Below are 12,067 nucleotides of genomic sequence, written 5' to 3' on the forward strand. Positions count from 1 at the left end.
ATCAGGAACGCTCCTGGTATCGCGCAAGAATTTCATCGGCGGACTTCACTGTTTTCCGGGCCCAATCCCACCTTTTGGCCAGCTTATCGTCCTCTGTGAGCTGCCAGGGCCGGTCCGAAGCCCGCAACCTCCCGGTAAGGTGGTGCAACAGGATGGCAGCTGCTACCGAAATATTCAAACTCTCGGTAAACCCAACCATGGGGACATGTATGGTCGCATCCGCAAGCCCCAATAACTCTTCGCTGAGACCTTCCTTCTCGGTACCCATAAACAAGGCTAGCGGCTGGTCCAGGGGAAAGGTCTCCGGGGTATGGCTTTTCTGGTGGGGGGAGGTAGCAACTATGCGATATCCCCGGGCCCGAAGCATGTCCACACACCCCCGCGTTGTGCTGTGCCTCTGGATGTCTACCCATCGCTGGGCGCCCATGGCGATATTCTTATCCAGCCTGTGACCGTACCGGGCCTCTATTAGATGAGCCTCCTGCAACCCGAAGACATCGCAGGAACGAACCACGGCACTGGCGTTGTGCATCTGGTAAACATCCTCCAGGGCCACGGTAATGTAACGCGTACGGTTTTCCAGCACGGTTTTGAACCGTTCCAGGCGCCGGGCACTGACAAATCCCTCGAGATATTTCAGTAATTCCGCATCCATACCTATCTTTTACGGGAAATCGCTTTTCATCTGTTAATGATACAAAAACCCATTGAATTCCTCCTTTTGGCCCTGGCGCTGGTCCTGGCCTCCTGCGGGGGCGAAGCACCACAGTCTCCCACCCCGGAGAAGGCCTTGCTGATGCGGGAAACCCCGGAAAACGACTCCCTGGTCCAGGCCTTTGGGGTCCGTTTGGCAGAGGCCCTTTACGAAGAGGATGCCGATACCTTCAACGCCATGTTCCACTGGGACCGTTTCATGGACCTGGCCCTGGAACTCCCAAGGGAACACCAGGACCTGTCCAATTACAGGGAGCAGTTCAAAAAAGGCCTTACCGCTAAAATCAAAACCTTTCCCCAGGAACTGATCGAGAACCTGAATGAAGGGGGCTTCTACGATTTTCTGTACTTCTACTTCGACGAAGGGCTCCGAACCTACCGCCTGATGTACCGGTTGTACTCCGAATCCGGGATCAACTATCACGACTATATCCTGCGCAAGTCCGAAGACGCCCTTTACCTGGAAGATTTGTATATCTATGCAAGCGGGGAGACCCTAAGCACCTCCACGCGCAACCTATTCCTGGCGAGCCTTCCCTCCGGATTACTCGGGCGGATTATGAATCCGCAGGAACTCAAGGACACCAGCCGGATGCTGGAAGCCATGCGGGCTTATGAAAGCGGCTCCTTCGGGCAGGCGTATTATAAGCTCAGCATGCTGGAAGGCCCCATGCGCAACCTGAAATCCATCCTGGCACTGCGGATTCAGATGGCATCCCAACTGGACCAGGAAACCTATATGGAGGCCATGGCGTCTATGATGGAGATCCTCCCGGAAGACCCCACCATGGCCCTGCTGACTCTGGATTATTACGTCCTCAACCAGGACTTCGAGAGCGCCCTGCGCATCCTGGAGATCCTCGAAACGGAGACGGGGGATAGCTTCCTGAACCTCATGCGGGGGAATCTGTACTACCAGTCCGGGGATTATCCGGCTGCAGTAGCGCGTTTCCACACCCTGGTTGGGGAATATCCCGATTTTATGGAGGGACGCCTGAGTTATATGTCTGCCCTTGCCATGACAAAGGACTATTCCGCCCTGCTGGGGCAGCTGGACACCCTGAAAAACACCTATGCCGTGCCCCCGGAAGATTTACAGACCTATATAGAATCGGAGGAGGAGGGAATGGAAAACCCTTTTGCGGTGTTTATGGAAACCCCCGGATACCGCCAATGGAAAGACCGGCACCTGTAAGATGAAAAAGATCGTAGTCCTCAGCGGCGCCGGCATGAGCGCAGATAGTGGCATCAAGACCTTCCGGGATGCGGACGGGCTCTGGGAAGGGCACGATGTTATGGAAGTGGCGTCCCCCGGAGGGTTTGCACGCAACCCGGAGCTTGTCCTGGAATTTTACAACCAGCGCAGAAGGCAACTCCGGGAAGTAGCCCCCAATGCCGGCCACCTGGCCCTGGCCGGGCTGGAAGCTCATTTTGAGGTGGAAATCATTACCCAGAACGTAGACGATCTGCACGAACGGGCCGGGAGTACCCGGGTCACCCACCTGCATGGGGAGCTCATCAAAGCCCGGAGTACAGGGCCCTCACAGGACATATTTCTGCATCGGGGAGACATTTGCCTGGGGGATACCTGCCCCGCAGGCTATCAGCTCAGGCCACATATTGTCTGGTTTGGGGAGGAAGTTCCACTATTGGGTAAGGCGGCAGCCGTCACAGCCCAGGCCGATATCCTCATTATTGTGGGGACATCTATGCAGGTGTACCCCGCGGCAGGGCTGGTGCATTACAAACCAAAAGCAAGCCCACTATACTTTGTAGACCCCAGGCCCAATGTGATGCCCGGGGATTTTAGCGGCCTGGAAATCCTGGCCGAAAAGGCTTCCACAGGGCTGCCTACTCTTGTGAGGCAGCTGGTTCGTACAATGACCTAGATTGCTGGGCCCACGCGGCCACTGCCTCGCGCTGTTCCCGGGTCAGGCGCGCTCCTTCGTGGGTCCAGGTGTATTCCTTCAGGGGCATTTCCCCCTCCTTTACCGTTTCCACTACTTCCTCCAGTTTGTGCTCCTTCTTCTTGGCGTCATACGAAGTCCAGGCCGAAAAATTCAGGTGTCGCTTCCCGTCTTTTACGTGGTCCGCAAGCCAGTAGGATACCGGGGCCACCGCATTGTACCAGGGGTATTCGGTCTGGTTGCTGTGGCAGTCGTAACAGGCTGTTTTCAAAATTCCCCGCACGTCCTCGGGAGGGTTGGTTTCCTGCAGGAAGACCGCCATATGGTCTCCAGTGGCTTCGTTCTTTTCAGGACGGATAAACTGCATGCCGATAAAGACAATCAGTAGGGCCCAGGCTATTTTTTTTCCTATTTTCACAATGGTATACTTTTCACCTAAAGTACGGTTTTGGAGCTGAATTCCCAACTTCTATCGCGCCTGGATTATGTCACCTCCACCCGGGAGGCCCGGGCGGCCATGGCACGTGAAATCCTCGCACAACCGGAGACCCTGAAAGAGCTGCTGCAGATCGGGGTAGGGCGGCAGGATGCCATCGGCAGCCGGGCATTCTGGATCCTGGAATTTGTCTACAAGGCGTCCCCTACCCTCCTCCACGACCACCTCGATCCGTTTTGCGAAGGGCTGGGTGCACTCCGGGAAGAATCTTCTATTAGGCCGGCGGCTAAGGTCTGTGAACTGTTGGTGAAAGCCTATTACGGGAAGCAGAAAGCCCCCCCTTTAACCCTCCGGCACCGGGAACTAATCACAGCGGCCTGTTTCGACTGGCTCATTGGCCCGCATAAGGTGGCCCCCCAGGCCTACAGCATGGAAACGCTTTACCTGCTGGGGCAGGACATCCCCTGGGTACACCAGGAACTCAAGGCCATCCTGGACCAACATTACGCCCAGGGCAGCGCCGGGTACCAGGCGCGGGCGCGCAAGATCCTGGAGCGAATGGATAAATCCGGGTAATCCCTATCTTTGCCCTTTCTAAACTGACCACGCCTTATGGCTTCCGACCCGCTATTAGCCGTTTCGCCCATCGATGGGCGGTACCAGGGCAAAGTTGCTCCCTTGAGCGATTACTTCTCCGAGGCTGCCCTAATCCGCTACCGCCTCCGGGTAGAGGTGGAATACTTTATCGCCCTTTGTGAAATCCCTTTGCCGCAACTCCAGGGCATGGACCCGGCCCGCTTCCCGGAACTGAGGGCTATCTACACGGATTTTAAACTGGAAGATGCCCAGGCAGTCAAAACGATTGAAAGAACTACCAACCACGACGTAAAGGCCGTGGAATACTTCCTCAAGGAGCGCTTCGATGCCCTTGGCCTTTCGGCTTTTAAGGAATTCATCCATTTCGGGCTGACCTCCCAGGACATCAACAACACAGCTATCCCACTTTCGCTCAAGGAGGCCATTGGCGATGTATATATCCCGGCCTACCAGGCCGTGCTGGAAAAACTCGAGGCCCTTAGCCAGGAGTGGGAGGATATCCCGATGCTTGCCCGCACCCACGGCCAGCCCGCCTCCCCTACCCGCCTGGGTAAGGAGATTGCAGTGTTTACAGCCCGTCTGCGGGAACAGTTCGACCTGCTCAACGATGTGCCCTCCGCGGCCAAGTTTGGCGGGGCAACCGGCAACTTCAACGCCCATGCCGTTGCCTACCCCCAAACGGACTGGAAAGCCTTCGGCCGCAGCTTTGTGCAGGAGCGCCTCGGGTTGCACTACAGCTTCCCGACGACCCAGATAGAGCACTACGACCATATGGCGGCCCTTTTTGACGGTCTGCGACGGATTAATACCATCCTGATAGACCTGGACCGCGATATGTGGGCCTACATCTCCATGGATTATTTCAAGCAGCGCATCAAAGCCGGGGAAGTAGGGTCCTCTGCCATGCCGCATAAGGTAAACCCTATCGATTTTGAAAATTCCGAGGGGAACCTCGGCATTGCCAATGCCCTTTTCGGACACCTGGCCGGCAAACTCCCCGTTTCCCGCCTGCAGCGCGACCTTACCGACAGTACCGTGCTTCGGAATATCGGGGTCCCCCTGGCCCATACCCTTATCGCCTTCGAAGCCACCCTCAAAGGGCTGGGCAAACTCCTGCTGAACCCGGGCCGTATTGCCCAGGACCTGGAAGACAACTGGGCGGTGGTGGCAGAGGCTATCCAGACCATCCTGCGCCGGGAGGGGTACCCCAACCCCTACGAGGCCCTGAAAGGCCTTACCCGGACCAACGAGAAGATCACCGCGACCACCCTGGCCGCTTTTGTAGATACCCTGGAGGTATCCGAAGCTGTTAGGGAGGAGCTCCGGGCCATCCGTCCGGAATCCTATACCGGGATCTAATAAAAAAAAGGCCGCCTCCCGGCAGCCTTTTTCTCAGATTTCAGGACTTATCCCTGTTTGTGTATTTCCACGCTATGCGGATAGGGTATCTCAATACCGGCCTTGTCCAGGGCCAGTTTGCACCCCTCGTAGGTGGCAAAATAAACATCCCAGTAATCCTCGGGTTGGCAAAAGGGTCGCACCGCAAGGTTCACGGAACTGTCCGCCAGTTCCAGGACATTCACCGAAGGAGCTGGGTCCTGGAGTACCCTGGGGTTTGAGATGAGCACTTCCAGGAGTACCTCCTTGGCCTTTTTGATGTCCTCCCCATACCCGATCCCCACCACAGTGTCTACCCGGATTTTGCCCTGGGCCGTATAGTTTATAATATTCCCGTTGGCCATGGCCCCATTCGGGACAATGGCCAGTTTGTTCTGGGGCGTACTGAGTTTGGTGGTGAAAATCTCGATATCCCGGACAACACCCAGGACCCCCTGGGCTTCAATCAGGTCGCCGATGCGATAGGGCTTGAAGATCATAATGAGGACCCCCCCGGCAAAATTGGAGAGGGACCCCTGCAGCGCGAGGCCCACCGCCAGACCCGCAGCGGCTATTACCGCGGCAAAGGTGGTGACATCGACCCCGAGTTTCTGGATCACCACCAGGATCAGGACCACCCGGAGGGCCCAGGTGAGGAGGTTCAGCAGGAACCGTTGGAGGGATTCGTCGTAGGTGCTTTTGTTCATCATCCGGCGCAAGGCGCGGACCAGGCGCTTGATCACCCAGGCGCCGATAATCCAGATCAGCAGGGCTCCCAGGACCCTGGGGCCATAGTCGGCGGCAAAGTCAACAGCCTTGTCCCACCAGATTTGTGCTTCTTCCATAATGGTTTGTGTTTTTGAAAGGGGGATGGTTCGGGGGGGCGCCAACCCAAGGTTTATGGCTCAAAAGGTAGGCATTGGGACACAAAAAAAGAAATCCCGCTGCCTTAGAGGCAGCGGGATTTCTTTTTTCGGGTCGAGTTACCCTCCTTTTGGAAGGCATCTGTGTTTAGGCCTAACCTTTAAGCAAACCGGCGAGGTCGCCCAGCCCCTCCCCTTCCAGGTCGGAGTTCTGGATGGCCTGCATGACCTGCATAAAATGAGCCGGGTTCATTTTTTTGCCCAGCACGCGTACCAGGGCAAACCCTTTGTCTCGGCTGTCGCCGAATATAACCACCTCGTCGATGGCGTCTTCGGAGCCCAGGTATTTCACCACGCCTTTGCCGTATTGGGTATTGAGCTTCATCAGCTCTTTGAAATCCGGGTTCTTGAGGATGGCTTTGACCTTGGCGCTTTCCTCATCATAGGCGTCCTGGTTGGCCTCGGTTTTGCGGAATGCCAGGATATTGAGCTTACGCAGAGACCCGAGGGCTTCCCGCTCCGTTTCGTCCAGTTCCACCTGGTCCAGTTTCAGGATACTCGCAGGGATATCCAGGGAAAGGAAGTTGGGGTTTTCTGCATTGTCCACGTAGTATTCCTGCAGGCTTTGGGTAGAGGAACAACTCCCCAGGAGCATCAGCAGCCCCAGGGCTGCAAACATCCACGCTTTCAGGTCGTAAATTCGTTTCATGGTGGTTGGGTTTAAGCGGGCGGCGGTTACCCGCCGCCCGGCATTGTTGTTACTCAGACTTTTGTTTGCCTGCCTTGTTCAATTCCTCCGGCAGGTTCATCTTCTTGGTCAGGGAGCCGATCTTGGTCAGGTCGATATCGCCCGTAAGGGTAAGCAGTACGGTTTCCACCTGGCGGTCATTGACCTCTACGTCCATATTCTTGATCCCGGTCACGAACATGAGCAGTTCACTCACGTGGTCGCTGTCCTTGCCTTCGCGGATATAGAATTTCACGTTGGCATCCTTGTCCTTCACGCGCATCAGTTCGCTCAGGGAGGAGGACTTCAGGTAGCGGTCTACCGTGGCCTTCATGTCTGCAGAGATCTTGGAGTCTTCGGTAATAAAGACCTTGACCCCGCTCAGGCTCTTGGCGATCTCCATAAATTCCTTGGCTTCCGGCTCGTCCACATCCACATCCATCTTAACCAGGAGTTCGAACATGTTTTTATTGACGATCACCGAACTGACCTCATCCATATCCTCGTATTTGTCGAAGATGGACTGCGCGCCGGCCAACAGGGGGGTTACCAGCAAAAGGGTTAAGGCGACATACTTTTTCATTGTTTTGCGTTTTTTAATTGTTTTTGTAAATCTTTTGTTTTGCTTCTTCAAATTCACCCAGGTGCGCCACCTTGGCGGTGCCGCGGTCCAGGTTTTGGGCAATCATCCCGAGGGCTTTGCGGGTTTGTGCGTAAGCGTATTCCGCCCGCTGCTGCTCCCGGTACTCATACCCGAAATACAGGCCAAACATGAGGACTGCTGCGGCGGCGATGGATAACCACTGGTACGTGTACGTTCTGGGTTTTAGTGGTACCTGCCGTGTTGAGCGCTCTTTCCTGGCCTCGGAAAAGAAGGCGAACATGGGGGTGTATGCCTCCAGGTGGGGTGCTATGTCCCCGCCTGTGAAATACGCCCGGAGCTCGCGCTCCTCCGCTGCGGTAGTGGCCGCCTCGAAGTACTTCTCCAATAATTGTTCAATTCTATCCGATCCCATAACGGTGTTTTTCAATTAGTTTATCGCGGACGGCTTTTCGGGCCCTGGAAAGGGCAACCCTGATGGCCGTCGGTTTCATATCGAGCAATTTTTCAATCTCTTCGTAATCGTATTCTTCCACATCCCTGAGCTGCAGGATCATGCGCTGCTGTTCGGGCAACTCCTCCATGATGCGTTCCACCCATTCCACACTGTTGCGGGTTTCCACTTCGCGTTGCAGGGATGCCCCCTCCTCCGCGTAATTGCTGTGGACCAGCTTCAGGTTGCCGGACTGCTTGGATTTCAGGCGGTCCAGGCAGAAGTTCTTGGTCATGGTCATGGCAAAGGCCTCCACGTTCCGGTACCTTTCCATCTGCTTTTTCCCGGCCCAGAGCTTCATGAGCACTTCCTGGGTGGCATCCTCCGCTTCCTCCGAAGAGATCAGCAGGCGTTTGGCCAGCCGGTAGAGCTTGTCCTTGAACGGCATCACAATGTGTAAGAACTCAGATTGCGTCATTACAAGGGGTTGGGTCGTTTGTTTCACCTTCATTAGTGCGTTACAACAGGAAGACGAAACGCTAGGGATTTTGTTACAAAAAATTTTTTTTTAGGCCCGTATCCGCTAATTTAGGCCAAATAAAGCTATGGGATCGGAGCCCCGCAGCCGGTTTGTCCCCCGGCGAGGACCCATAAAACTGGAATGGTTTTTGCTCCCGATCCATAAAAAATTGACCATGAAAAAGTATGCCTACCCCCTGGCCCTGCTCGTCCTTGCAGGGTGCAGCAAAGATGACGATTCCATCATAGACCCCGGGGGGCCGAGCGCCTCGGGCGACCTCGATACCCAGGACTTCATGTGGAAGGCCATGAATATCTGGTATTTCTGGCAGGGCGATGTCCCGGATCTGGCAGACGACCGGTTTTCTGCGGATGCCGAATACACCGAATTTCTGGCTTCCGAATCGGATCCGGAAGCCTTTTTCTTCAACAAACTCCTTTTCTCCCAGGACCGCTTCAGTTTTCTCAGTGACGACTTTGTGGAACTGACCCAGAACCTCGCGGGGATCTCCAGGAGCAATGGCCTTGAATTTGGTCTGACCTACGACGATGATAATGACAACGGCCAATTGGATGCCTCCGACCCCGTATATGGGACTGTCCGCTACATCATTCCCAATTCGAGTGCCGCTGCCGCCGATATCTCCCGGGGCGAAGTATTTGTGGGTGTGGACGGGCAGATGCTCACGGGCGGGAATTACCGCGATCTGCTGTTCGGGGAGGCTACCTCTTACACCCTTATGATGGCCGATGTGGCCGGGGGTGTTCGTACCCCCAACGGAAAGGAAGTCCCCCTGGTCAAAGAAGAAGGGCTGGCTGAAAACCCGGTCTACATCGCCAAAACCTTCGAAATCCAGGGTCAGCGCATCGCCTACCTTATGTACAACGGCTTTACCAACGAATACGATGAAGACCTGAACGCCGCATTTGGTTCCTTTGTCCAGGAGGGTGCCACAGATCTGGTTCTGGACATGCGCTATAACAGCGGGGGCTCTGTAAATACCTCCCGCCTGCTTTCGAGCATGATTTTCGGAAAACGCACAGCAGATATCTACTTGCGCCAACGCTGGAACGACCGCATCCAAACCGCCTTTACCCAGGATGACCCGAATGCCCTGACGGAGTATTTCGCCTCGGAAACAGGAGCCGGGACCCCGATCAATACGCTAAACCTGAACCGGGTTTATATCCTTACCACCCGCAGCACGGCATCGGCCAGTGAGCTGGTGATCAATGGGCTGAACCCTTATATCGAGGTCATCACCATTGGCACCACCACCACTGGCAAAAATGAGTTCAGCCTCACCATGGTCGATGACCCGGGCAGACCGGGTGCGCCCTACATCTATTCAAAGACCCGGGAAAGCTCCATTAACCCGGATAACCGCTGGGCCATTCAGCCCCTGGTGGGCCGCAATGAAAATTCCGCAGGCTTCTCCGACTACACCTCCGGCTTCCCTCCCACCATTGAGTTACGGGAAGACATCGAAAACATGGGCGTCCTGGGCGATGAAAATGAGCCCCTGCTGGCCCGTGCCCTGCAGGAGATTACCGGCCTGGGCTCCAAACGGAGCTTTGAAGTTGGCACCCCTGATACCCCTTTCACCCACAGCGGGATGTTTACCCCCTTACGGGACAATATGTATCTGGATACGGATATCCGCCTCCCGGACCTGCTGCAATAATTCTGGTCAAAATAAACTTGTAAGCCCCTGCCATCCTGCAGGGGCTTTTTTCTTACCAGTTCAGGGAAAGTCCTGTCTGGACCGTGCGCCCGGGGGCCTGGAACCCGAGCACCTCGGTGAATTCCGTATTAAAGAGGTTCCCCAGGGCCAGGAATGCCCGCAGCCGGTCGGGGATTACCTGGTGGGAAATCCGGAGGTCCACCAGGGAAAAGGCCTCGAGTTCCACCGGGGTGAAAGTGGAAAAATCGGTATCCGGGCGCGCCCCGGTAAAGGAATAGGTCAACAGCCCTTCCCAGCGCTCCCCAAGGCGTGCTTCCAACCCCGCGTTGAATTTGTGTTTGGGGATCCGGATGGCAGCATCCCCCTTGCGCTCGGTAAAGGTGTAGTTCCCCGTAAGCCACCATCCTTTTGCTGCCCGAAAACGCACCTCTGCTTCAACTCCCGAAACCCGGATGGGGTCTGCCGCGTTGAAATACAGGGATTGGGCATTGTCGAAAATCACCGCTCCGGTCTCCTCCCGGTTGAAATAGAGCAGGGTCCAGCGCAGGGATTCCAGCCTACGGCCCTCCAGGCCAAACTCCAAGGTGCGGTTAGTTTCCGGCTCCAGATCCGGATTGGCCCCGAAAGCCCCGAACAATTGGTTGAGGGTGGGGGTAATATAGGCCGTAGACCAGGAGGCAAACACCTTGAGGTAGCCTGTATCGGTAGTCTTCCGCCAGGACGGGTTGAGCTGGTATACGCCCTTTGTCCCGTACTCCGAATGCAGGTTCAGGCGGGCCCCGCCGCTCAGGTTTAACCCGCCGGGGCCCTGCCATACCAGGTTAATAAAGGGATCTACAAAGGTGAAGGACTCCGGTTGCTGCAGGTCTGCCCGGTCCCGGTTAAAGCCTATGCCCCCTAAAAGAGTCGTGTTTTCGCCCAGGGACCGGCGCGCCAGGAGCTCCCCCGTCCAATTCCCCCCGGAAAAGGCAGACGGAAAATCGGACCGATTTTCGGAGGAGTAGGCCGCATAAGCCATGTGGCCCTCCAGCTTCAGGGCCGCAGCAGAATGCCGGAAGCGCACCCCCAGGCGCTCCTGGTCGGTCTGGAATTCAAAGGGGGCATCCAACCCGTTAAAGGCATCGTCGTAGTCTGCTACCACCCGGGTGCGGTCCGCAAAGATCCCGATCTCCGTTTTTTCCGAAAGGTCCCAACCCACCCGGGTGTTAAAACCGAGGTTCCGGTAAGGGTCCTTTTCATTTTCATCGGTATCCAGGGAGGAAAGTCCATTAGATAACTGGTAGGAGACGTTGGCCTGGTAGTGGAAGGCCCCCGACCTGCCACCTGCACCAACATGCGCGGTATAGCGGCCGAAGGTGACCAGGCGGTCTTCTGCGCTTCCCTGGGTACCGGCACTCAGGCGTACCTGCCCTTCCAGGGCCTTTTCCGAAGGTTTCCGGGTCCGGATATCGATTACTGCGGCAGCTGCATTGGTTCCGTAGAGGGTGCTGGAGGCCCCTTTGAGGATTTCAATGGAGGCCACCTGGTCCAGGGCAAGAAGCCTCAGGTCATACTCCTGGGAAAAGGAGGAAGGGTCGGTTACCCTAACCCCGTCAATCAACACCAGTACCTGACGGCCCCGTCCCCCGCGGGCGTAGACCCCGAGGACTTCCCCGGGACGCCCCCGGCCGCCGCCTATTTCGAATCCGGACTGCCGGTTGAGTACGTCGGCCACGCTTCCGCCTTGGTAGGCCTCCAGGGCCTTAGCATCGAGGCGGATGACTGCCTTACCGGACTGGGCCCGGGGCAGGGGAAGGCGGGTATCGGTTAGCACTACTTCGTCGAGCTGCGTTACCACGGTGGAATCGGGCCCGGTCTGGGCCAGGGAGGGGGCAACGGCCAACAATAGGGCCCCTACCGCCAATGGAATGGTTTTCATGCCTGTAGGAATTGAAAACGGGAAGGCATTTATGTATACGATGTACCTAAACTTTTATCCCGAAAGTTTAACTCTGCGTTTTGAAAAAGGCAGGTCTCCTGACTTGCGTACCCCCGGCCGGCCTTCCCACCCGTATTTCGGGCAGTGGCGTGAAGCGGGCCAGGGGCCACCCCGCCTGGCGGGGCTTAGCTTACAGTTGCGGGAACAGTTCCGGACTTGCACCGGATTCCCTTTTAATCCCGGCGCCTGATGGCTACCGGAAACCTAATTTCGGGGGTGAAGGTAGCACT

At 56.2% G+C, this 12,067-nt stretch carries 13 protein-coding genes and 1 riboswitch; of the genes, 5 read left to right on the forward strand and 8 right to left on the reverse strand.

What is annotated here, in order from left to right; all coding sequences use genetic code 11:
• Nucleotide 1 precedes the first annotated feature (1 nt).
• Nucleotides 2-655 carry a TrmH family RNA methyltransferase gene (locus CA832_RS14625; RefSeq protein ID WP_088342389.1) on the reverse strand — a complete coding sequence of 218 codons (654 nt, stop codon included), beginning with the start codon at nt 653-655 and terminating at the stop codon, nt 2-4.
• A 36-nt stretch (nt 656-691) separates the two neighbouring features.
• Here CA832_RS14625 and CA832_RS14630 point away from each other — a divergent pair, with 36 nt between their 5' ends.
• Nucleotides 692-1,909, forward strand: a complete 1,218-nt coding sequence (locus CA832_RS14630) for a tetratricopeptide repeat protein (RefSeq protein WP_088342390.1) — start codon at nt 692-694, stop codon at nt 1,907-1,909.
• 1 nt (nt 1,910) lies between these two features.
• Nucleotides 1,911-2,603, forward strand: coding sequence for an SIR2 family NAD-dependent protein deacylase (locus tag CA832_RS14635; protein WP_088342391.1), 693 nt, complete (start codon nt 1,911-1,913; stop codon nt 2,601-2,603).
• On the opposite strand, the gene CA832_RS14640 is transcribed toward CA832_RS14635, so the two are convergent.
• Nucleotides 2,566-3,039 carry a heme-binding domain-containing protein gene (locus CA832_RS14640; RefSeq protein WP_088342392.1) on the reverse strand — a complete coding sequence of 158 codons (474 nt, stop codon included), beginning with the start codon at nt 3,037-3,039 and terminating at the stop codon, nt 2,566-2,568. The two genes, CA832_RS14635 and CA832_RS14640, sit on opposite strands and share 38 nt — an antisense overlap.
• Nucleotides 3,040-3,069: 30 nt before the next feature.
• Between CA832_RS14640 and CA832_RS14645 the strand changes: the two genes are divergently transcribed.
• Nucleotides 3,070-3,633: an adenylosuccinate lyase gene (locus CA832_RS14645; protein ID WP_088342393.1), complete on the forward strand. Its 564-nt coding sequence runs from the start codon at nt 3,070-3,072 to the stop codon at nt 3,631-3,633.
• A gap of 36 nt (nt 3,634-3,669) precedes the next feature.
• On the forward strand, nt 3,670-5,013 hold the full coding sequence (purB, locus tag CA832_RS14650; protein WP_088342394.1) for an adenylosuccinate lyase: 1,344 nt from the start codon (nt 3,670-3,672) through the stop codon (nt 5,011-5,013).
• Between the two features lie 47 nt (nt 5,014-5,060).
• Here purB and CA832_RS14655 read toward each other — a convergent pair whose 3' ends face one another.
• The 5 genes from CA832_RS14655 to CA832_RS14675 all read right to left on the reverse strand — a co-directional run bounded on the left by CA832_RS14655 (nt 5,061) and on the right by CA832_RS14675 (nt 8,133).
• Complete coding sequence (locus CA832_RS14655) at nt 5,061-5,876, reverse strand: mechanosensitive ion channel family protein (protein WP_088342427.1); 816 nt, start codon at nt 5,874-5,876, stop codon at nt 5,061-5,063.
• Between the two features lie 172 nt (nt 5,877-6,048).
• A complete protein-coding gene (locus CA832_RS14660; protein WP_088342395.1) occupies nt 6,049-6,603 on the reverse strand; it encodes a DUF4252 domain-containing protein in 555 nt (184 codons plus the stop codon).
• A 49-nt stretch (nt 6,604-6,652) separates the two neighbouring features.
• Entirely contained in the window at nt 6,653-7,204 is a 552-nt protein-coding gene (locus CA832_RS14665) for a DUF4252 domain-containing protein (protein WP_088342396.1), read from the reverse strand.
• Nucleotides 7,205-7,217: 13 nt separating this feature from the next.
• Nucleotides 7,218-7,637: a hypothetical protein gene (locus CA832_RS14670; RefSeq protein ID WP_088342397.1), complete on the reverse strand. Its 420-nt coding sequence runs from the start codon at nt 7,635-7,637 to the stop codon at nt 7,218-7,220.
• Nucleotides 7,624-8,133, reverse strand: a complete 510-nt coding sequence (locus tag CA832_RS14675; RefSeq protein WP_088342428.1) for an RNA polymerase sigma factor — start codon at nt 8,131-8,133, stop codon at nt 7,624-7,626. Before CA832_RS14675 ends, CA832_RS14670 begins: the two co-directional genes overlap by 14 nt.
• A gap of 217 nt (nt 8,134-8,350) precedes the next feature.
• Between CA832_RS14675 and CA832_RS14680 the strand changes: the two genes are divergently transcribed.
• A complete protein-coding gene (locus CA832_RS14680) occupies nt 8,351-9,859 on the forward strand; it encodes a S41 family peptidase (RefSeq protein ID WP_088342429.1) in 1,509 nt (502 codons plus the stop codon).
• A 52-nt stretch (nt 9,860-9,911) separates the two neighbouring features.
• On the opposite strand, the gene CA832_RS14685 is transcribed toward CA832_RS14680, so the two are convergent.
• Nucleotides 9,912-11,777, reverse strand: coding sequence for a TonB-dependent receptor plug domain-containing protein (locus CA832_RS14685; protein ID WP_088342398.1), 1,866 nt, complete (start codon nt 11,775-11,777; stop codon nt 9,912-9,914).
• Nucleotides 11,778-11,848: 71 nt separating this feature from the next.
• A riboswitch (cobalamin riboswitch) is annotated at nt 11,849-12,060 on the reverse strand.
• Nucleotides 12,061-12,067: the final 7 nt, after the last annotated feature.

It is taken from the genome of Robiginitalea sediminis (assembly GCF_002198115.1).
Lineage (GTDB): Bacteria > Bacteroidota > Bacteroidia > Flavobacteriales > Flavobacteriaceae > Robiginitalea > Robiginitalea sediminis.